Annotated in this window: 14 protein-coding genes; 1 reads left to right on the top strand and 13 read right to left on the bottom strand. The window is 36.9% G+C overall.

Annotated elements, in window-relative coordinates; all coding sequences use genetic code 11:
• Window positions 1–48 precede the first annotated feature (48 nt).
• From ACU1LP_RS06710 to ACU1LP_RS06770, 13 genes are all read right to left on the bottom strand, one after another.
• A complete protein-coding gene (locus tag ACU1LP_RS06710) occupies window positions 49–1,491 on the bottom strand; it encodes a carbon starvation CstA family protein (protein ID WP_445733470.1) in 1,443 nt (480 codons plus the stop codon).
• Window positions 1,492–1,518: 27 nt separating this feature from the next.
• On the bottom strand, window positions 1,519–3,795 hold the full coding sequence (locus ACU1LP_RS06715; protein ID WP_445735907.1) for a GH92 family glycosyl hydrolase: 2,277 nt from the start codon (window positions 3,793–3,795) through the stop codon (window positions 1,519–1,521).
• A gap of 7 nt (window positions 3,796–3,802) precedes the next feature.
• Window positions 3,803–4,918: an SGNH/GDSL hydrolase family protein gene (locus ACU1LP_RS06720; protein WP_445735908.1), complete on the bottom strand. Its 1,116-nt coding sequence runs from the start codon at window positions 4,916–4,918 to the stop codon at window positions 3,803–3,805.
• Window positions 4,919–5,024: 106 nt separating this feature from the next.
• Entirely contained in the window at window positions 5,025–6,935 is a 1,911-nt protein-coding gene (locus ACU1LP_RS06725) for an FAD-dependent oxidoreductase (protein WP_445735909.1), read from the bottom strand.
• A 139-nt stretch (window positions 6,936–7,074) separates the two neighbouring features.
• Window positions 7,075–8,022 carry a DUF4434 domain-containing protein gene (locus ACU1LP_RS06730; RefSeq protein WP_445735910.1) on the bottom strand — a complete coding sequence of 316 codons (948 nt, stop codon included), beginning with the start codon at window positions 8,020–8,022 and terminating at the stop codon, window positions 7,075–7,077.
• Window positions 8,023–8,220: 198 nt separating this feature from the next.
• Window positions 8,221–10,059 (bottom strand): sodium:solute symporter family protein, encoded by a 1,839-nt coding sequence (locus ACU1LP_RS06735; RefSeq protein ID WP_445735911.1) that lies wholly within the window; start codon window positions 10,057–10,059, stop codon window positions 8,221–8,223.
• 5 nt (window positions 10,060–10,064) lie between these two features.
• On the bottom strand, window positions 10,065–11,234 hold the full coding sequence (locus ACU1LP_RS06740) for a glycoside hydrolase family 10 protein (RefSeq protein ID WP_445734425.1): 1,170 nt from the start codon (window positions 11,232–11,234) through the stop codon (window positions 10,065–10,067).
• Window positions 11,235–11,701: 467 nt separating this feature from the next.
• On the bottom strand, window positions 11,702–12,832 hold the full coding sequence (locus ACU1LP_RS06745) for a glycoside hydrolase family 10 protein (RefSeq protein WP_445731230.1): 1,131 nt from the start codon (window positions 12,830–12,832) through the stop codon (window positions 11,702–11,704).
• Window positions 12,833–12,892: 60 nt separating this feature from the next.
• Window positions 12,893–14,695, bottom strand: coding sequence for a hypothetical protein (locus tag ACU1LP_RS06750; protein ID WP_445734424.1), 1,803 nt, complete (start codon window positions 14,693–14,695; stop codon window positions 12,893–12,895).
• 164 nt (window positions 14,696–14,859) lie between these two features.
• Window positions 14,860–16,704, bottom strand: coding sequence for a RagB/SusD family nutrient uptake outer membrane protein (locus ACU1LP_RS06755; RefSeq protein WP_445735912.1), 1,845 nt, complete (start codon window positions 16,702–16,704; stop codon window positions 14,860–14,862).
• A 4-nt stretch (window positions 16,705–16,708) separates the two neighbouring features.
• A complete protein-coding gene (locus ACU1LP_RS06760) occupies window positions 16,709–19,753 on the bottom strand; it encodes a SusC/RagA family TonB-linked outer membrane protein (protein ID WP_445735913.1) in 3,045 nt (1,014 codons plus the stop codon).
• 30 nt (window positions 19,754–19,783) lie between these two features.
• A complete protein-coding gene (locus ACU1LP_RS06765) occupies window positions 19,784–20,986 on the bottom strand; it encodes an AGE family epimerase/isomerase (protein WP_445735914.1) in 1,203 nt (400 codons plus the stop codon).
• A gap of 479 nt (window positions 20,987–21,465) precedes the next feature.
• The gene (locus ACU1LP_RS06770) at window positions 21,466–22,689 is read right to left on the bottom strand and encodes an ROK family protein (RefSeq protein WP_445731224.1); all 1,224 of its coding nucleotides are present in this window, start codon (window positions 22,687–22,689) and stop codon (window positions 21,466–21,468) included.
• A gap of 274 nt (window positions 22,690–22,963) precedes the next feature.
• Here ACU1LP_RS06770 and ACU1LP_RS06775 point away from each other — a divergent pair, with 274 nt between their 5' ends.
• Window positions 22,964–24,235 carry a T9SS type A sorting domain-containing protein gene (locus ACU1LP_RS06775; protein ID WP_445735915.1) on the top strand — a complete coding sequence of 424 codons (1,272 nt, stop codon included), beginning with the start codon at window positions 22,964–22,966 and terminating at the stop codon, window positions 24,233–24,235.
• The last annotated feature ends 36 nt before the right edge of the window (window positions 24,236–24,271 follow it).

Consider the following 24,271-nt stretch of genomic DNA (forward strand, 5'->3'; position numbering starts at 1 on the left):
TAAAAAATTGTGGTTTAGTTATTTTTTAATATTTCAATTTAAGTACAGTTACATCGTTGCTACCTGTGCTTTTATATAATTGTTCATTTTGAAAAGAAATAATGCTGTTACTACCAATGTGATTAATGCGCCTCCTATGTATGCTACTTGGGTGGGTAATTGAAATCCTTCAGGAGCTACCAGAATATAGGTGCTGCACACCATGGTCATGAATACAGCTGGCAGTGCGGTAATCCAATAATTTTTATTTTCATAGCATAAATATGCTGTGATGGTCCAGAGTACAATGGTTGCCAATGTTTGGTTGCTCCATGCGAAATAGCGCCATATAATGGCAAAATCAATTTGCGTGAGTAAAAAAGCAATAACAAACAAAGGAATGGAAACATATAAACGGTTTTTAAATTTTTTCTGGTTGATTTTAAAAATATCCGCAAGAATAAGTCGTGCCGATCTAAATGCTGTATCGCCTGAAGTTATAGGTGCTGCAACGATTCCCAATAATGCCAAAATGCCTCCAAAGCCTCCTAACATATTAAGGGAGATTTCATTGGCAGCCCAAGCGGCATTATTGTTATTAGCTATCATGGCCTCATTCAATCCATTTACATTACCAAAAAAAGTCATGGCTGCGGCTGCCCATATTAAAGTGACGATACCTTCCGTAATCATGGTGCCATAAAATATCTTTCTTCCTATTTTTTCATTTTTCATACAACGTGCCATTAATGGGGATTGCGTAGCATGAAAACCAGATATCGCACCACATGCAATGGTTACAAAAAGTATAGGAAAAAGAGGTGTTTCGTCCGGGTTGGTTTTCATATTATACAAATTGGCTGGAATGATTTCTGGAATATGATAGTCTCCAAAAACCAAAGCAATAAACAATCCTAAAGCCATAAATAACATGGCAACGCCAAATACGGGATATAGCTTACTGATCAACTTATCTATGGGAAGTAACGTGGATAGCACATAATAAACTAAAATGATGGAAACCCAGCCCCAAACACCCCAGCTCACACCCGTCATGCCATCGATAATCTTTGCTGGTCCCATTAAAAAAACAGTACCGACAAATATCAATAGCACAATAGTGAACAAGCGCATGATGTGTTTGGCATTATTACCAAGATACACCCCGACAATTTCGCTGATACTCAATCCATCATGTCTTACGGATAACATCCCCGAAAAATAATCGTGCACGCCTCCTGCAAAAATGCTCCCCAATACAATCCATAAAAAGGCTGCTGGACCAAACATGGCACCGGCAATAGCACCAAAAATGGGCCCTAGACCTGCAATATTCAAAAACTGGATTAAAAAGACTTTCCATGTAGGCAAAACCATAAAATCCACGCCATCTTCCAATCTGGTAGCAGGTGTTTCACGTTCTGGTTTTACACCAAAAACACGCTCCACAATTCTACCATAAATGAAATAACCTAATATGAGTACGCCTATTGCTATGAAAAATGAAATCATTTGATTATTTTTTATTGTTTATTTTTATTATTTATTGGGCGACATGTAAATTTCAAGAACACTTCCGGCTTTAATATCATTATATTCTATTTTATTTGCTTCTAATTTTTTTCCATTTAGAAGCACCTTTTCTACATATTTGTTTTTAGCAGAGTTATTCATCACTTCAATTTTAAAACTTCCATTTTTAAGTTTTATTTCAGCGGAATCGATCATCGGTCTGCCAATATAGTATTGGTTATCGCCTGGTGTCATTTGATATAAACCGATTGCATTTAGAACATACCAAGCAGACATTTGTCCGCAGTCTTCATTCCCAATAATACCTTCTGGTATTGGGGTATAAAACTGTTTCATAATTGAATCTAAAACCTCTTGCGTGCGCCATGGCCGGTCGCTAAATTGATACATATAGGGTACATGATGACTTGGTTCATTACCATGCGCATACTGACCGATAAGCCCCGTAATGTCTGCTGAAGCGTTATCGCCTTCTATTTCAGAGGATGTTGTAAACAAGTTATCAAGCCAATCGCCCAATGCTTTTTTTCCACCCAACATAGTGGCGAAGTCGTTTACCGCATGTGGCAAAAAGGGCGTCCATTGATAGGAGTTTCCTTCTACAAATTCTCCTTCTAAATGATTGGAAAATCTTGGGTTGAAATTTTTACCCCAAGAGCCATCTGAATTTTTACCCCGCATGAATTTTATTTCAGGATCAAAATATTCTTTATAAGCCTCCCCTTTTTTATAATAGGTTTCAGCAATTTCTTTTGCACCTAAAGCATCTGCCATTTTTGCAATACACCAATCGTAATACGCCATTTCCAATCCATACGAAACTGATTCTTTTGTTTTATCCAAAGGCACAAATCCCATTTTTTCTTTGTAATAGATTTGCTCTGGCATCACCATTTCTGCTCGGGTACCTTTGTGTTTTTCATGAAATTCTGGTTGCCATTTCGAGCTTAAAAGTGCTGCATCTAACAACTTATTTGGTATAGAATCTATAAGCCCTTTATTTACTGCATCAGATAGGATAGCCACTGCTGGATACCCAACCATAGTCCCTGTGTAATTACCATTTAGCTGCCATTTTGGAAGCAATCCACCTTCTTGGGATTGTTGATACAAATCATACACCCAATCTTTTGACCTATCAGGTTCTATAATGGTCATTAAAGGATACCAAGCCCTAAAAGTATCCCACAAGGAATAGGCGGAATAGCGTTTTAAATGCGTGTTTTTATGTATTTCATTATCCATACCACGGTATCTTCCATCTGCATCACTGTACAGCATAGGTGCTATTTTTGTATGGTATAAAGCGGTGTAAAAATTCTTTAAAACGGTAGTGTCTTTAGATGTGATGGTTATCGCTTGCAGTTCATCGTTCCATAGGTTTTGAGCATGCTTTACAACATCATCAAAAGTTTCTAAATCCGCTTCGGCATTTAGGTTTTGTTTTGCTCCCGCTTGGTCAACCGCAGAAACGGCTACTTTTACATTTAAGGGTGTTTCCAGTTTTCCGAAAGTGGCATAAACAGTGGTATTAATTCCTGAAGCAGAAGTGGCGTCCATCGTTTTCCCATCTACATTTATTACATGAGAAAGGATGGGTTTATCAAAAACACAGGTAAACCAAATAGGGTCGTTTGCTGCCCATCCTGATGTTTTTCTATAACCCTGAATGGTGTATTCATCAATAATTTGAATACTACTTTCTACCACTTTATGTCCCCAGTTGGCTTGTAAAATATGGGCCAAATCTACCATAACATTAGCATCATCAGACTTTGGAAACTGATAACGATGTCTTCCTGAATACAGCGTTGTTGTTAATTCTGAAATCACGTTCCAGGGTTCGACAGTCACTTTGTAATAACCTACTTCTGCACGCTCCTTATCATGGGAAAATGCACCAACAGGTTTTTCATTATTGAATTCCCCCGTAAAGGGCAATAAAAGTACATCGCCTAAATCACCAATACCCGTTCCGCTTAAATGGGTATGGCTAAAGCCATATAATGTTGTATCGGCATACGAATAACCACTACTTGCTTCCCAACCCAACAATTGGGTATCGGGACTTAATTGTATTCTACCATGTGGCAACGTGGGTCCGGGAAACGTATGTCCATGACCGCCTGTACCTACCATAGGATCTACATATTTAAGAACATTTTCGACTATTATTTTTTCTGGATTATTAGCAGAAGTTTTCTTATCAATACCGTTACAAGAAGTTTGCAAAAGGCATAATATTCCTAAAATAAGATATGTAGCATGTTTTATTATTTTCATCTTAGCATCAGTTGTTTATCTCTAAATTATAATCCCAATCCATCACCGTCGCTATTGTTGGTATGATATGCTTTGCCATTTTTAATTGCCCTTTATAGGATGGGTGCGAATCGGATCCTAAATCGCTAGTTGAATTTAAAAGTGCTTTGGGAATGCCTATAAAATGAATGTTCAATTCTGGGTTTGATTGTTTCATATCATTAGCCAACTCTTTAATATTTGTATAGGCGGGCTCGTCTATTAATGGGCCACAAATAAGAAAAACAGGAATGTTTCCATACACATCTTGTATTTTTTCTATGAGCGATTTATAGGTGTTCTGAAAAATAGCTTTATCTGGATATGGCTTCGTAGAATAATCGTTCGTACCTAAATTAATAACCAACATATCGGGTTTCCATGAATTGAAATCCCACAACAGACTATTATCTGTATCTAAAATTTGATTGAAACGCATAGGCATCGTGGCACGATCTACCGATACTTTGTTTTTGGCGCCATAATTTCTAACAACCCCTAAACCAGAATGTGCTATAACGTGGCAATCGGCATTGAAAGCTTTTGATGTGATCAACGCATAAGATTGGTTGACATTTTCCGTACTCGGAAGAAATTTTTCATGTCGAGATGCGCCTTCTGTACCATACCCACAAGTAATCGAGTTTCCTATAAATTCAATTTTTCTTGAAGTTTTTAATTTAGATATTATCAGTTTTTCATTTTTAGGAAGATATACGCCTTTAAAAACAGCAATTCCCATCTCGCCTTCTGTTCTTTTTTGTAAGCGTAACGTATGTATACCTGCCTTTTTAATGTCTTTAATTTTGATTATGGAATCATTGGGTTGATGTAAAACACTATGCAACGTATCATTTAGAAAAAGGTTAAAATAATTCCGAGCGCCACCTTTAAGTGATAGAGCTATTTCTGAACCCGTGAATTGAAATTGAATGGTTGAATTTGGCCAATCAAAGCGTACTTGTTCAGGATTTGTTTTATCAAATCGCCCGATATATTGAAAGCTTTCATGTGTAGCAGGAAAAAATGTTGACTGCCCAATAACATGCATTGAAACCACAAATAAGAATAGTAACCCCATTAATATTTTTGAAAGTGTTTTCATGTGCTTATATTCATTGTTTTTTAACGGTCATCCAGATAGCTATCGGGACTGTTTGCTATTTATCTTTCTCTTATGCATTAATGCTTTTGACCTGCTCGTTTCATAATTATTTTTCAATAGGCAATAACTCGCCAAAATGATTTACATTGTGCATTTCAAACGGATTAAGTAATGCATCCAATAATACGGCGGCTTGTTTTCTACTTAAATTATCATCGCATTTTAATTCGTTTAGTTCATAAGATTTTAAGACTAAGTTTCCTTGTTTCTTTAGTTTTTTTAATGATGTGTTTTTATCGTTTCCTGCTTCTTTTTTAATCACTTTAATAACAGTCAGCAATTCTTTATAAGAAACGGTTTCTTTGTTAAAATCTAATGCATCTACATTTGTCCAACCTTTTAGTCCCGTTTTTAAATCTGTAACTGTTAACAAACTATCTGGATAAATATGGGTGTGATTTTTCCAGCCTATATTTTTCCCTTTACCTTTTAACATACCCGTGGCACCAATACGTTGTAATGCTTTAAAGGCGGGGTCTGTATGTTCAATATCCGAATATGGCATCAAATAAACATTCGCATCCAATAATGCTTTTTGAACTTGCCTTACCGAAACTTCAGCAGGAGTTTTGTTTTGCTTCGCGGAAAGTGCTGCCAAAGCGCCAGATGCTTGCCCAATTAGGATACAAACTGGTTGTAACCTTGTGGTGCCGTTTACTATATTGGTCACTGAAATGGATTTTTCGGAAACTATAAAATTAGCCGTCTCTTTTGGTATTAATGTCCCTAAAGGAATGCTATAGGAAGGGACTGGATAAAAATGCAAGTCCGGTAACTTATCGGCTTCTGGATAACGATTATGATGATGATCGATAGGGTAATCCCCCACTGCAATCCCAGTTCTGTAAAGCGGTTTTTCTTGTTGGAAAGGTCTTGCCAAATCATTTACCGTAAAGCGCACCAATCCGTTTATTCTTCTGGATTCTCTGTGATAAGGGATGAAAGGCAATCCATCTTCTGTTGGATACACATCATCTGCAATCCCTAAATTTTCAAAACCCAGTTCATTTTGCAAATAATAAACATAATTAAGCGTGAAGTCTTTTGCTTTTTGGATTTCTTCAGCACGCTCTTCAGCATTCAATTCAATAATATTTGTATAATAATCGTTACCGTAAATGGGCCAATTAATCATATAATAACCGTTTGGCAATTTTCCGTATTCCATCATATAATCGCAATCCCATAATTTAGTTTTTGCCATTTCCTCCGTACACTTGCCTTTACAGGTACATAAAAAAGGTGTCGGATCGTAATTTTTGGGTTTATCGAGTTTTGCTTTTAAAGAATCTTTGTAATCTTTAAGAATGGCCACATAGGTTAAATCTTGCACGATGTTATTCGCTTTCTCTGGAGCAATTTCTTCGCCTGTATCAAATTTTGAATCCATACCCATGTCATAGGGTATTCCCACTTTGGCAGCGATATCTCCTAACTCGGTAGCATCTATAACTATTTTAGCTTGGATATTTTTCTCTTCTCCGTTTACACGATACGTTATTTCCCAACCATCATTAGACTTTGTTATTTTTTCTGTTTTTGAATTAAAAACCACTTGTAAGTTTGATTCTTTTTTTGCCATGTCTAACAAAATCTTTGCTCCAACTTGTGGTTCAAACAACACATTGCTTACCCAACCTGTTTTAAGTTCTTCCTCGCCACCATAGTGTGCACTTAATGCTTGCTTATATTCTTCCCACAAACCTGAATGTAAATTGTAATTGCCATCTACGGCACTAACCCCTGCAGACGTCAACATGCCTCCCAACCAAGGTGTTTCCTCTAAAATAAGCACAGAAACGTCCATTCGAGCAGCTTGAATACCTGCCATAGTACCACTTGCTCCGCCACCAATTACCAAAACATCGATAGTATTTTGGTTTATCTGGTTTTGGTTTTGGGTATAAGATACACTTCCTAAAAGGAAACTTACAACTACTAAAAATAGTTTCTTCATGTTAGATCATTTTGTTAATGTCATTTTAACATTTTTTATATCATTGACCCCTCCGCCTATCGGCAACTCCCCTTGAAAAAAGGGAGGAATTATTACGACATTGATTTTTAATGATTTGAACTTATTGTTTCAATTTTTGTCAATTATTTAGCAATTTTCTTTGTTTTTCTCTATACTCTTGGTATCTATTGTACAAATGGCCCGCTTGTAAATAAGCCGATTGCGGACTCATAAAATGAGAAAACTCAAAAGTGATGGCTTTTTGGATGCCTGCTTTTTTAGCGAGTTCTAATTTCAATTCTAATTTATCCCATTTAATAGGTAAAAATTTGATGGGCATATCCCGATCAAAAGTCTCCGTATTGGTCCAACATTCCATACCAAATTCTTCCGCCAATTCCTTATTGACTTTTAAAAAATCTATCAATTCACGATACGCCACATGACCATCTTGAAACGCCACAATATCTACAGCTTCATGGATTTCCTGAAAAATTTCGCGCCAATCCGCTTTATGGGCTTCCAATGAAACGCCTGCCGTTTTAAGAACTTCATGGTCATATTGACTGATGTTCTTAACGCCATCTATATATGGCGAAATCATGGTTGGTAAGCCATTGGACATGGCTTTACAATGGGTTCCTAAGGTTTTGTATAATTGTATGGCGGGATTGTTCTTTCTGCTTATCTCATGGGAAATATACCAACCTTTAAATGCTGGATAATGACCATAATGCTCCCAAACTTCATCTATAACGGCCTTGTTAATAGCAACCTCAGCTTCATAATCGCCATTGACCCAATATTTGCCCGAATCGTACAATCCGAAATAGAATTGTAAATCGTATTTTTCACTTAATTCCAAAAATAGTTTCAATAAGTCTGTTGAAGGTTTGAAAGCATCTACTTCACGTTGTAGTACGCTTGACGGATAGGTAATCCATTGTTTATAACCGCTCCGAATCATGATAACCATTTCGATGCCCATGTTTTTCATGTGCTTAAAATCGGTATCCCATTCTTCCCTACCCCAGTTTTGGTGTGGGATATCATGACTTATCTCATCTATAAAAGTGCCTTTTATCATGCTTGTTTTTTATTCTTTTTAATTCAACTATATTTTAACACTAAATAACAAAAACATCTTATAACATTTAAACAATTAATCCTCTTAACCCCTCCGCCTATCGGCACCTCCCCTTAAAAAAAGGGGAGGAATTATTCCGGAACTGATTTACTAATGATTTAAACTTAATTAAATCTTGTCAATTACTTAGCTTTATTCTTAATCTACATTTTTTAAATTGTTGTACCACGTCTTTTTCAAAATTACGGATGTTACAACAAAAACGATAACCGAAATGATGGTTTCCCTAGTATTTCCGGTAAGTAAATACAATGGAATAACAATCATGCTCATTTGCCAAATAATTCCTATTGCCACATTAAAGGCATCTCTTTTAAAATCTTTATTTTCCTGAAAACCAGGATCCTCTTTTAAAATTTCATCTCTTATGGGTCCCCAGAACCCCCACGGTCGGGTTTGCTTGTAAAACTGTTTTAAGATGGACATATCTTCTGGTTTTGTCAACATAGTGGCCAACACACAAGATAAAAATGAAATAAGAAATATGACGGGGAAAATATAAATATCAATAATATCTGGATATGCCATTCTCGCCAAAGGAGGAACGACCAGTGATGCTAAAAGACCACCAAGCATCCCAGCAAAGTATCCCATACCATTAAAACGCCACCAAATCCATTTTAATACGTTTGCCGCAGCATAACCACCAAAAAGCGATGATGTTATCCAAAGGGTCAAACTATTCAAAGAGGTTACAAAGAGTCCAAAACTCACTCCAATAATTACCAACGCTAAACTGGAGGCATAACTGTAACGAATCAATTTTTTGTTTGAAGCCTCAGGATTTATATATTTTTTATACAAATCGTTCACCAAATATGCTGGTGCCGCATTTACAAACGCTGCGAATGTTCCCATAAAAGCTGCCAACAAGCCTGCCAACAAGAGTCCTTTTACACCAATAGGCACAAAATTTTGTATGGCCATGGGCAATACCATTTCAAAATCCATATTAGCGCCCATAGCTTGCAAATCTGGTTTTAAATATACCAATGCCAAAACCGCCAAACCTGCAATCATTAAATAACGTGGAATGAACAATACCAATGGCGTTAAACCGCTCATTTTTGCAGCTTCGGAAGGGGTTCTTGTTGATAAAATACGTTGCATGTCGTAACTTGGAACAGGCCCCGCTAAACTTGCGAACACCCCTTTTAAAATCATCATCATGATGAGCATTCCGAACATTTCATAGCCGTCGGAGACTATTTTATCGTTGAGCTCGGGAAAGGTCTGCGACCAATCCAAACTTAAATTCCACTCTGGCATTAAATTACTCCAACCTTCGGGCGTAGCTGCAGCTACTTGCTCTGGAGTTACTTGATTGTAAGCAATAATTCCAACGGCAACACATGCCACCGTCATGATTAAAAACTGGATTACCTCGGTGCTTACCACACTATACATACCTCCTTTAAGGGTGTAAAGTGTTGTGATTCCAATAATAATAAGAGCATACGATTGTTCTGAAGTGAGATGGAGTGCGATAATATCAGCCGATAAATCCCATGGTAAAAAAGTGGTGGCAAATTTGCCAATGCCTTCTACAAAATAGGCTATAAACCCAATGACACTTACCACAGCAAACACAACCACTATGATGTGTGCTAAACGGCCTCCTTTACCATCGCCAAAACGGAAGGTAATCCATTCGGCGCCGGTCATAGCATTGGATCGTCGCATCCAAATAGCAAGAAAAACCATAACGAAAATTTGGTTCCACACGGGCCATAGCCAAGGAATCCAGGCACTTTTTAGTCCGTAAACAAAGGTTAACGTCACCGTCCACATGGTACCAGAAATATCGAACATGCCCGATGCATTGGACAGTCCTAAATAGTACCATTTAATTTCATTACCTCCCAAAAAATAGGATTCTAAGTTTTTTGATGCTTTTTTAGACAGATAAAAGCCCAGAAAAAGAGTCAATACCAAATAGAGCATGACAATTGAAATATCAATCCAAGATAAATTCATTTGATTTAGTTTTTGGTTGGTCTATAAAATGTTTTTATGTCATTTTCAAAAGCACTTAACCCTTCATAGAAAAAATAAACTTCGCCGTTTACCCCTTCTTCTCTATTGGTCTTGAGCATAAAATTGAATAACTCTTTTGACGGTCTTTGATCATCTACCTGAATTAAAATCCCAGGAAAAAATAAATGTCTTTTTTCAGGAATGATATAGGACATGGTTTTCTTTAAGGTTTTTTGGTAGCTTAAAGAATCTTTACGGTACACTTGCGGACACAACAGATCCACATAGCCATGATTGATCCATGTAGGCCAATCTTGTAGATATTCTTCTTTGCTCCATGGAAATACGCTAGGGGCCATGGAGACAATACAGTCGGGTTTAATGGCTTTAACGTCCTCATACAACTGTTTTAAATAGTCATTCAATATTTCTGAACGCCAGTTTACCCATTCAAAATCCTTATAATTTTCGGGCGGTGGGTTGCCACCATGTTCGACCTTATACCATGCTACTGTTTTTGGATTATAACCTCCAGAGGAAGGCATTGCAGGTAATCGGTCATCACCTTGTATGCCATCGACTTCATAGTTTCTAACAACCTCTAAAACCAAAGACGATATAAAATCTTGAACTTCGGGGTCTAAAGCATTCATCCAATCAAAATTATTTTTGGTACAGATGCTTCCATCAGAAGTCAACGAAGCCCATTCTGGTTTCAATTTTATTAATATCCCTCCATTTTCGTTATAGGACGACGCAAAGCCAAATTCAAACCAAGCAAATACTTTTATATTATTGGCATGTGCCACATCTATAAGTTCTTGCAAGGGGTCCCTGCCATTATTTTCGGGGTCTAAAATGGGATCGATTTCCACCCCCGTAAAATTTTTCATGATGGCACTTCGGTACATAGTTTGTGCTTTGTTCCAAGTAACCACAAAAATGGTATTGATGCCAAGATCTTTACATTTTAAAACGGCCTTTTCAATATTTGCCTTTGTATAGAGCGCCTCACTCGCTACATTGGTTAGCCAAACGCCTTTTACGGGTTCATTATATCCCATTGGGAATTTAGGTGCGGAAGTATCGCTCTCTTTCAAGATTTGATTTTCCTTCTTGCACCCCAAGTTTAAATAAAAAACACCAATGAGCGCTATTAATATTAAGTGTTTCATGTGTTTATATTAGTGTTTTTTAATTGTCATCCCGATAGCTATCGGGACTGTTCGCTATTAATCATTTCGTTGGGTGATAATGCTTTTAACATGCTCGTTTCATGTGTTTCCTATGTTTCAAAAAAAGTTTAAAACTTAATGTTTTGACCCCTCCGCCTATCGGCATACCGAAAAATCGGTACAAGCTATCCCCTTGGAAAAAGGGGAGGAATTAAACCCCTCCGCCTATCGGCACCTCCCCTTGGAAAAAGGGGAGGAATTAAACCCCTCCGCCTATCGGCACCTCCCCTTGGAAAAAGGGGAGGAATTATTTAGGAACTGATTTACTACTGATTTGACCTTAATTAAATTTTGCTATGTACTTAAAAAATACAATGTTGTGCATTATCATAATAGAGACAAGAAATAAATCTCTATCTATTATTGTAAAGCTATTTAATTGTCAAATTTTTTCTAAACACAAACCATTATTTTGGTGGATATTTAGTTGTAAAATATTCAGAATTCAATTTCAATCCTTCAAAATAGAAAAACACTTCACCACCTATCCCATTGGCTCTGTTTTCATTGACCATCTTTTCAACAAGCTCACTGGAATTGTTATTTGTACCAACGCCCAATAAAACGCCAGCAAATAATTTTGACCTATCGGCACTACTTTTTAAGGCAGTAACTTGACTTTTTAAGGTTACTTTATAAGCGTCGAAATCATAGCGATATACTTGGGGAATAACATAATCGCAATATTTTTTGCTTAACCAAGTAGGCCAATCTTGAAGATAATTGGTTTTTCCCCATGGGTAAACACTAGGCGCCGAAGAAACAATCATATTCGGTTTAACCGCTTTTACTGCAGCTGTTAAATCGCCGAAAAAATCTGAAAGTTTATTGGTTCGCCAATCAATCCAATCGGCATTTTTTGCATCCGTAGGAGGAGCTGCCCCTGCATGTTCGTTCTTATATAGTTGCACTGTAAAATCATCATAACCACCTTCTACAGGCATTGCGGGCAATCTGTCATCACCTTGCACGCCATCAACATCATATTTGGTAACGACCTCAACCACTAAAGATTTCATAAAATTCTGAACTTCTGGATTAATACCGTTCATCCATTCAAATCCGCCTGAGGATACCAGTAAATTTTTATTGACATCTCTGGCGCTCCACTGTGGGTATTTTTGTAAAATGATACCACCATTTTGACCATTTGATGCTGCAAAACCATATTCAAACCAAGCGTGCACTTTCATATTCTCTTTATGTCCTTCAGTAATCATTTCCTGCAAAGGATCCCTTCCAGAATAGGCTTCCATAATAGGAATACCAAATTCTGTATTCATTATAGTACTTGGATATAAGGTTCGTGCCTTATTCCAGACTACCACATAAATATCGGTCATCCCCGATTTTTTACAAATTTGCACGGTTTCTTTTATACTACTAAGGGAACTTAAAGCAGAGGATGCTACGTTGGTAACCCAAACACCTTTAACGCCATCTTCAGCTATCACAGGTTTGTTTGGATATACTCTGGGCGGTTCTTCAATCGCACATGAAAACACAAGTACGGCAAGTAACAATAGAATCTTTTTCATATTATTTAGTATTAGTTTATAAAAGGCTGAGCTATTAAACACAGCCTTTCTTAAGTTATTTTATTGTTCTAATTTATAAACTGCTAACCCGTCATTTGTTCCATAAAAAAGAACGTGTAGCTTATTGTTAATGACTTTAAAATCAGAGTCTACGGTAACATTGGCATTTGATGTAGGTGCTCTTGAAATACTCATAATGGGATTACTTAGAGCATATACATTAGGCGTTGTAAAATCTACAATTCTAAATACATGTCTTCCACCTATTTGCGCGGTATATGCCACATATTTCCTTCCTTTATATGTTATGGTTTTTGCATCTGTAGTTGATGTACCCGTTATTTTGGCACTTTCGTTCAAAGTACTGCTCATCACATTTATACCACTAAAATTAATCCCTGTTGATGCACCAATAAAACCATCGCTATACGGTTGAACGCTATAATAAAATCCGGTTCCTGCATATGGAAATTCTCTTTTTTGAGGTACAGGGTTTAAAACACCGTTAGTAACTGTCCAAACCAGAACATCTGTTTTTTGTGCTATAGGCACTGCAATGGTGGCGTTGCCAGCTAATGAACCAGAAATATTAATACCGGCAGCCCTTGCTGATGTCGTTCCTAAACTAGTTTGTGTATAAGAAATATAGGCCGTTGGATTTTCATCAGTAATCGAATTCCACCTAAAAATACTGAGTGTGACATCAGCACCAGCACCGGCACCTAATTGAACACCTAGAATACGTCCATCATCATCAGTAGCCAATTTACGAATACCTGTTACTCCACCACCATCAAAATTAGTACCCGTTTTAGATAATCCATTCAAATAATTTCCTGATAAATCATAGGCGTTTATTCCCAATGTTGCTGTTGCGCCACCAAGCATAGCATTTGCAGCAATAACAATATTATTGCCACTAAAGGCTGCCGAAGAACCTGCGTTTGCAGCAAATTCAAAAGCTGCATGTGTTTTATCTAATATTGGAGTTGATTGTATTAAAGGATTTTTTACTGTAAACTCTGTTTCAACGCCATTAGTACCTGTAATCTTCACTTTAAAACCTTTCAATAAATCTATATTTGTAGTATTAAAGTTAGGATCAACAACATTTCCAAATGCGACGTCCAATGCAATATTAGCATTTGAAAAATTTGTTAAATAGGGAACAACGGGTTGAATAGTTGAGGTTGCAGCATCGATAACTAAAATCTCAGAGGTTGCATCACCATTAATAACCATCCCTTTAAGTAGCGCTGGCCCCACGGGATCGGAAGTAAATACCACATCATAACCGTAAACCGTTACGCCATCCACACCTAAAACATTTAATCTAAAAGGTGTGGAATAATCTTTTGGTGTCCCGTTGGTAAAATTTTGTATCGTGCCATTTAAAAACCCAAAAGAAACTGCAAGATTCGTGGTATCTGTTCCTTCTGGAATTTCAACAATAATGGTAGTTTTACCAATGTTGACTTTTTCTTTAGGAATTGATAAACCCACGGCATCCAAACTTACCAATAAAGGAGGCGATTGTACAATAAGTTTCCAAATACTGATGTCCCCATACTCACCCTCAATTTGAATATCCACTGGTTTGGTAAGGTCTTGCGGTATATTATTTTCAAACCCAACAAGTTTGCCATTTGCAACCAAAATTTCAGCTTTTAATGCTGTAAGATTAACACCAGCAGGCAAAATTATTTTCGCTTCATTATTACCAGTATTATCAATTGAATATAATACATCGTTTGCTTTTACAGCTACTATTTTTGCAGCCTCAAAAACACGATCGTCTCTATATTTATCATCACAAGATGTTAAAAGGAAAAGACTTAACAGGAAGTAACATATTTTTTTCATGTGTTTATATTATTTGTTTTTGTCTCATTTACTTCCATATAATTATTTTTCGAGTATTGATGCCTCGGTATGAAAGTTTGATTTGTTTATTTTTTTTTATTCATTCTAATTTATCATTCAATTCTGATTAAAATATAACAGAATGAACATTGAAATACAGCATTTTATTGACCGTATCCATCGTTTTGCGTTAACCATGGCGCTTTATTTAATTCGGTTTGTGGAATAGGCCACAAATAAAACTTATCATCCCAATTGTTAGGTCTATCTTTATCTCTTTGGCGCAATCTACTTCCATAAGCTCCATATAAAGCTAAATCATTTAAATCTCTGGCAGATCCCGTTCCTCCATACGTTGGCACCATACTGGGCAACACTTGGTCATACCCATCTGGATAGGTATTGGTGGAAGCATTAACCCCAATGGCTAAAGGATAGCCATACGTTTTTTCGGCATTTTCCAAAGCTCCGGTGCGCCATCTTCTCATATCGAAAAAATGCAATCCAGATTCTCTTGCCAATTCTACTTTCCGCTCTCTACGAACTAACTGTCTTAATCTTGTTGGATCTGTTGAAGTGATGATTGGCATGTTGACTCTTCCTCTCACTTCATTTAAAGCACTTGTAACACTATTATCTATTTGATTCAATTCAATTTTTGCTTCGGCATATATCAATAATATTTCTGCATAGCGCATCAACAATACATTATAAGTTGGTTCTGATACAATTTCATCATTGAAGAAATTGTATTTTTTCCATAAATAACCAACACCACTTTGAATATATCCAAATTGCGCTACAGACCCTGTGTAATCGAGATTTGTAATGAGTTGAGAATTCCCTGTGCCGTCAAAAGATAATGTTCTTGGATTGTAAAGTTCCATTTGGATTTCCAACTTAACGCCACCATTATTGGCAATGATTCTGTCGCCGTGGGTATAGATGCTCATTTTTAAACGTGGATCTCTATTTTCAAAAGGTTTTTTAGGATCATACCCTGAACCTGGCTCGTCAATTCTCTTTCCGTTGGTCATTTCGTAAGTATCTACCAATAACTGTGTTGGAAAACGTCCGGATTGTCCACCCACTGTTCTAGCCATTTCACCAAAAGATTGATAATGGTATTTTCTGGATGATTGATCGGAATATGCCAAAGCAAAAATATTTTCTCTTTTTGAAGCTGGTGTAAGTTGACCTGCCCTTGTAAATAAATCGGCGAAATTTGGACTTACAGCTCTTCCAGACTCTGCGATGATGCGTTGCGATGTTTTTGCTGCGATATCGAAATAAATAGCAGCTTTGGCTACGTCTTTTACGCCATCTTTACCAAAACCTTCTTTGTACCACGAACCAGCATAAAGTGCTATTCTAGATTTTAGACCTAGTGCATATGATTTATCTATTCTTCCCAGTTGGTTTGTTTGCCAAGGCAATAGTGTACTTGCCTCCTCCAAATCTTGCAATAAAAAGTCCACAATATCAATCCAAGGGGTCCTTGGTGCACTTAGTCGTTCTTCTGGAGTTACCGATTTTGTAAAAAATGGTACATCACCATATAAAGAAGTTAAGTAGTGGTAATGCGTCGCTCTAATGGTTTTTACTTCAGCTACATACTGTTTTGCCTTATCGCTCAATCCAGCCAAATAAGGTTCAGAACCTTCAATAACGGCATTGGCACGTGCCACACCTTTGTAAAAGTTGGCCCATTGCAACTCAACTACAAACGACATTTCTAAATTTGAGTTTCCTACGCCTATACTGCTATTGTCCGCACGTTCAATGCCCATGGGTGTGTACATATCATAAAGCGTAAAAAAAGGCAACAGGCTACTTTCCATGTACATACCTTGGTACGCACCATTAGTCCCTTGCTCAATAGCCGCTTCATTATTATAAAAATTGGAAGACAAATATTCGCTTAATGGTTCTTTATCTATATAGTCATCACAAGACACAAAGCCTATTAAAAGACCCAATCCTATTATAGTTTTTCTAATTGATTTCATTTTTTTAAAATTTAAAGTTAGCACCAATGGTATAGGTCTGCATGATAGGGTAGAATTCCCCTCCAAGTCTTCCTCCGTAATTAACCTCAGGATCATAACCTGGGTAGAACGAACTTAAGGTAAATAAATTTTGACCACTTATATACAGCCTTACCCCGTCTATTTTAGTTTTTTCTAAAAATGATTTAGGTAAATTATAACCTAATACCACGTTTTTCAATCTTAAATAAGCACCATTTTTAACCCATCTGTCAGAAACCACAAAGTTATCGGCAGAATTGGCTTCTGGCACCAATATCGGGTAGGCTGCATCCAGATTATCAGGCGTCCAAGAATCCAACTGGTGGGTAAACAAATTAGAGCCATTAAAAAAGGGCCTTAAACCAATGCCACTCAATACCACCTTTCGCTCCCCAACACCTTGGAAAAACAATGTAAAGTCAAAATTCTTATAATTTCCCGCTATATTTAATGAGTATTCGTAATGTGGAAACGGGTCTCCTAAAAACACTCTATCTCTTTCTGTTATTTGATTAGGATTCAAACCACTTGCATCGGTTTTTACATATTTTACGTAGCCAGGTGCCGCTGAGTTTGATAATTTTGGGGAATTTGCCACATCATCAGAATCTCTATAATACCCATCAGTTACATAACCCCAAATACCTTGATAAGGATATCCAACTGTTAAACTTCTATCTGAAAAAGGACTGAGTAAACTAGTCACTTCATTTTCATTGTTACTTAATACTGCGGTAACATTATATTTGAATTCTCCAATTTTGCCCCTGTAATTCAAACTGGCTTCAAAACCTTTATTCTGCATATCACCAGAATTTAAAAATGTTGGATTTAAGCCCGTGTAATAGGTTACAGGATAAGCTATTAACATATCATAAATATCCTTTATATAATAATCGAAAGTGGCGGTTAATTTATTATTAAAAAAATTAGCATCTACTCCAAAATTTTGTTGTTTAGAACTCTCCCAACTTAAGTTAGGATTAGACAATGTAGTTTGGGCAACCCCCGCAGCTAATTGTTTATCAATCCAATAACTATACCCTGGTTCTATACGAGAGGCATAAGCATAATTCGCTTGGTTTGCATTGTTTAGCGTACTCACTAAGTCTTGATTTCCTAAGACCCCAACAGAGGCTCTTAATTTTAAAAAATTAATCACACCTTTTAAAGGCTCCATAAATTTCTCTTTACTTACCACCCAACCTACAGAAACCGCAGGAAATAAACCCCATCGGTCTTTTATGTATCGAGATGACCCGTCATAGCGACCGCTTAATTCAAATAAATACTTATTGTCATAATCATAATTAAATCTACCATAAAAAGAGGCTATGGACCAATCTGTAGCGCCACCATTTGCCACAGCAGTACTGGCATCTCCATTATTTAAATAGTAGCGATCTAATTCAAAATCTCTTCTTGAAGCACTGATATCGGTAAATAAATTATCCTCAGATTGGGTTCCAATTAAAATTTTGGAATTGTGTAAGCCCATGGTTTTTACATAAGATGCTTGTGCTCTAAAATAATTTCTAATATTTTGATTCCAAGTTTCTTGAACGCCATCAGTCCCAGGAAAAAATCCTAAATCTATTCCTTTTAACGACGTTTTGTAAGGTGTTAATATATATGTACCACGTTGCTCGGTTTTTCTGTAACTGTACTGTGCTTCAAATACTAAATCTTGAATGAGCGTAGCGGTAAGTGTGGCATTAAATAAAATTTCAGGACTTTTTAAAGTTCTAGTACCTGAATCTTCGGCATTGGCTACTGGGTTGTCCCCATTTTTACCATAACCCCAATTTCCATCTAACTCCCTTACTGCCGATAATGTAGGCAATAAATATAAAGATTTATTGATGATTTCTTTGGGAGATGAAATACCAGGTGTTAATTGTTCAGAATCTCTATAAGATATTTCATTACTAAACTTTAACCAACTATTAAGGTTGGCATCTGTATTGACCCGAATATTAATACGCTTAAAATTATTATTGGCTATGAGTCCACCTTGATTCAAGGTGGTTAAAGCACCATAATATTTAAAATCCTTGCTTCCACCGGACAGTGTTAAACTGTGGTTGGTCATTAGTGCCGTTGTCTTTACCGTAGCAGCTCTCCAATCGGTATCGTAGCGATTCCAATTGTCTGGTTTAAAATTCCGTTGGTCTTCAATTATTTGTTCCCTTTCAACACGTTGTTCATTTGGAAGAATAATTCCTGCATTGTCCAAAGAGTTTAATTCCGCTTGAAGAAAATCAGCAGCCTTAATCACCCGTGGCATATTGGTAGGTGTTTGAAGCGTAGAGTAGGTATCAAACGATACTTTAAATTTGCCTTCCGTACCTCTTTTAGTCGTTATCAAAACAATACCATTGGATGCTCTGGAGCCATATATTGAAGCAGAAGCAGCATCTTTTAAAACGGAGATGGTTTCCACCGTATTCATATCCACCTGATTGATATCCATTTCTATACCATCAACCAAAACTAAAGGAAAGGTATTGGAACCTATCGAACCTATACCTCTTATTCTTATTTGAGCACCATCGTTACCCGGCTCTCCAGATGTTTGTTGAACCGTTACGCCGGGAACTGTACCTTGAATTGCCGTAGATAATGATGCTACGCTACGTTTGTTAAGGTCTTCACCCTTAATAGTTCCTACGGCTCCTGTTAAGGTCGCCTTCTTTTGCACGCCATAACCAACTATCACCACTTCGTCCATCTCAACATTACTTGTCTCCAGTTGTATTTTAAATGAAGTTTGCCCTTGAGTGGACACGGTTTTTGTTTTATAGCCAATATAACTCACATTAATAGAAGTTATATTCTGTGGCATGTCCAGCACAAAATTTCCATCGAAATCTGTTGAAGTCCCCGTCTTGGTTCCCGTTACCAATACGGTAGCCCCGGGAAGCGGAAATCCGTCTTGATCGATAACAGTTCCCTTTATTTGTTTTGTCTGAGCCTCGATATTAAGAGAAAAGACACACAAAAGTAAAAATAGAATTACTCTTTTCATACGTAAATATTTATTATTTAATTAGTTAGTTCATTCCAATGTTTTCCATAATTGATACAACCCCCGCGGTACATGAAAGCAGCCTTTCCATTTACCACCTTTGGCTTCCAATAGTGGCTTACCTTCTCTGGTCAAGTAGCCAAACCACTCGCCTTTATGTTTTTCATCCCGGAAATGTTTCCAAGTGTAATCGTGTAATTTTATATACCATTCCTTACATGTTTTATTTCCTGTTAACGTATATGCTTTTGCAAACGAAATCATCGTTTCTATATGTACCCACCAAAGTTTTTGGTTCCATTGCAACTCTTGCATAGGTTGCCCCTTGATGTCCAAGAAATAGTATATGCCGCCAAATTCTTGGTCCCATCCAAACTCTGTGGTACGGATTAAAATATCCTCACATTGTTTGATTAAATCCAAATCGTTGTACCGTACTGCCAAATCCATTAAAAACCACATGGACTCATTTCCGTGGCCGGGGTTTACAAGTCTGCCTTCAAAGCTGTCGCAAAAACCACCATCAGCAAGAACATTTTCCATGATGACCCCATGCTCTTTGTTCAAAAAATTGGTCATGATATCGTCAATCAATAGCGGCACCATCTTATCAACCACCTCTTTACCTATAACATCTTCTAAAATCAAGGAAAGATTACATAAAATCATAGGAAGGGAAAACCCTTTTAAATCCCTAGTCCCTTTATGCGCCTTGTTCCACACTCCTTTAGGATTGTGTTCTCTAGCCAAAATATTATTGTAGGTATCAATAGCGACATCTTTATGCTCTGGGTTCTTGGTGGCTTTAAATAATTCACCAAATGCCATGGCAGCAAAACAATCTGAAAAAATATTGTACGGCTCAATTAAGGGTGCGCCCTTTTGGTTCAGGGAAAAATACCAATTGCCATTTTTATCCCTTCCATTTTTCAATAAGAAATCGGCACCGTTTAGCGCTATATCCAACCAAGCCTGTTTTTTTTCAACGTTGTTGTAAAGCATCGCAAACATCCACACTTGCCTGCCTTGAAGCCAAACAAACTTATCTGTGTCATACACCTTACCTTCTCTATCCAAACAGGTAATATATCCTCCAAACTCAGCATCGATGGAATTTTTTTCCCAAAACGGAATGATTTCTTCCAATAACTCCTTTTGGTATAAATGGGCATACTCAGACAAATCATTTTCAAGATGCAATTCTTTGTTTACCCTATTTTTAATTTTAAACATAGATGTTAAGTATTTTAAATCAATATGTTACTGTTTTGAATATTTTTAATAACAAAACCCGCCACTTTGCATTGTTGGCAATTATTCTTTAATTATTCTCTTCTCACTTTTAAATAGAACTAAACCCCCTATAAATTCCAAAGTCACTATGATGACATTGAAACCTAACAAAATACTTCGATAGGATTAGACCGCGTTTGATGGATTTTATAATTTTAGAAATTGAATCAGGGGGAAAACCAGTTGCTGCAATAACATACATTCCTATTATGCGCAAAGAAAACGGGATATTTAAAACAAGAGATTTCTTTATTTTGTGTAGGGCTAACCCTGTAACAATAATTAACGAGATAGTGAGTGGATTAATAAATTTTACCATTTGTAATTGTATAGAACAACACAAATATATATAATATTTTATTAATACATCTATAATTAATAAAAATATTTATTAATTAGATTTGAAGAATGATTTTAAGCTAGTAAAGTGACAACATTTTTTCTTTTACAATGCAACAAGCACCAATAACTCCTGCACGACGGCCCAAAGTGGATCTTTTAAGGGTGACATCCCGATTGACCAAACCGAGGGAATGTTTTTTTAAAGCGACCCGGATGGGCAACAACGCATAGTCCCCAAGCTGTGCAAAATCTCCTCCAATCACCAATAGCTCCGGATTGAATATATTTAGCAAAATGGACAAGTAACGCCCCATTTTGTCGCTTTGTTTCGTTACCAAATCCACACATAAACTGTCTTCCAATTTAACGGCACCATCTATAATGGCGCGATGCTGTAAAGAGACCAAATTTTCATCCAACTTAACTTTTGATTGTTTGCCTTCATTAATGGCTTCCCGAAATTGGTTCACTAAGGACCACCCGGAAACTTCGGTTTCCAAGCAGCCCAATTTCCCACATTGGCACATAAGTTCGTTATCAAAGATAGTACTATGTCCAAATTCACCGGAATAACCGGACTTGCCGTAGTAAAGTTTCCCGTCCGTTATAATCCCTATCCCCACGCCCCAACTATAGTTGAGGAATATCACATTTTGCTCGTTATCAACCACGCCTTCAGTGAATTCACCAAAAGCCATGGCACGGGTATCATTTTCCAAGTGCACGGGCAGGTTTATTTGTTCGGATATGATTTCAATTAAAGGGCGATTTTCTTTATAAAAATAATTATAACTAAAACCTTCCATGGAGTTGATTCTGCCCGATAAATTAATGCAGACACCAACTATCATATCCCTTTTTACCAAACTATCCTCAATAAATGAATTTAATAATTTACAAAAATCCATGAGCGATTCTTGGGTATTCTTTAAAACAAAAGAGGCACCCATTTCGATACTCACAAACTCATTTTTAATATTTTGCAAGCCCATAGATACGCTTGCCACCCCTACTTCAACACCCAAGAAATAAGCACAGGTAGGGTTGATACTATATAAGGAGGGTCGCCTTCCGCTACTATTGGCAACCTTTCCCATATCGATCATGTACCCTTCAGAGAGCAACTCGTTAACCGCTTTGGTTACGGTGGGCACACTGGATTGCAAATCCAAACTCAACTCTGTTATGGTAGCATTTCCTGCGGACAGCAAGCGCTTAATGATGGTCTGCCTAAGCACGTGCCATTTATAATCTGAGAGTGTTTTATCAACATTATTATCCAGTAAATCCTTTAAATTCATTTTAATATATTTTTTAAGAAGACGAAAAGTCCGTGCACAAAGCTACTTTATATTTTGTTTTAATATCGACATTAATTGTTTGTTCATAAAATTTTTTGGACAAATAAAAAGAAATCATTTATAATATCCTGAGCAGGTTTCAAAAAAAAAGCTCAATAAACAATACGATTCGAGTTAAAATAATCATTTACTAAAAAATATTTATTAATTTACATTCATTTAATAAAATATTTTATTATCTTTACATTATATAACTAATTTAATCTTTAATATTATGAAAAAAATTTACTTATTAGTATTCTGCGCCAGCTTTTTTGTTGGGAATGCACAAATTAACTGGCAACGATCTCAAGCAGCTTCAAATTATCCAACTTGGATGGGGACTGGCGATACCGAAAGAGGCATGGCCTATCACGCAACGAATGACCATATGTATGTGGTTACAAGGCTTGGGAACAAAATTAATGTTGTTAACGGTGCTGATGGTTCCGACTTAACAGATGTTGCTAATTACACAGGTGTTGGTGGCGGAACATTCACTTTAAACGATGTGGAAGTAAGCACTAATGGTAGTATTCTAGCTTGTAATTTAACCGTTACTCCAAGTCTTACCTCAAAATTTAAGATTTATAAATGGGATAGCGAAAACGCTACACCTTCAGTTTATGCAGAATATCCAAATGACGCTAGTGACCCCATATTTCGTTTAGGGGATGTATTTACTGTTGCAGGTGATATTAGTACTAATGCTGTGATTTTCGCAGGTGCAAGAAGTAGCGATAAAATAGTTAGATGGATAGTAACTGCTGGTGCGATAGGAGCACCTACCGTTATTACATTAGCCGATGTTCAAGGAACCAATACTGTTGCATATCCAAAAACTATCAGTGCAAACCCTCAAATGTTAGTGAAATCTTATGGTAAAACGTTACGTTTATATAATGCAGACGGTACTTACGCAAACGAAGAAGTTTCAGCCTCGGTTTTAGGAGGTACAGCAACCGATTTTGAATATTTCGTATTAGGTGGCAAGGAGTATATTGCTATTTATTCATCTATTGCAGAACAAGCAACATTATTGGATGTAACAGGTGGTTTAGGAAACGCCGCCACTATAAGCCGTACTCCAAAACTAGGTACAAATAGTAATGTCAATGGCGCAGGTGGCGTAGGTGTAAAAACAGAACTCGATATGGTAGATGGCATCAACAACACCATTACTGTTTACACATTAGCCACAAACAACGGCATAAGTGGCACCACACTGGTTTACCAAGGTACCGTTTTATCAAATAAAAAGTTTTCTGTATCCGCAGCAAATATATACCCTAATCCTGCGAGTGATGAATTCCAAATCACTTTAAGCAATGCGGTTGAAAAAAATGCTGAAGCTACTATATATGACATCAATGGACGCCAAGTAAAATCTTCTAAATTGATTTCTAAATTACAATCCATATCCATAGCAGACTTAAGCAAAGGGCTGTATGTGGTTAAAATAAAAAATGGCGACAGTCAATCGACAAGCAAGTTGCTTAAAAACTAAAAATACACCATTTAATTAATGAGGCTATTCCAACGA

This window comes from Mariniflexile sp. (assembly GCF_052728615.1).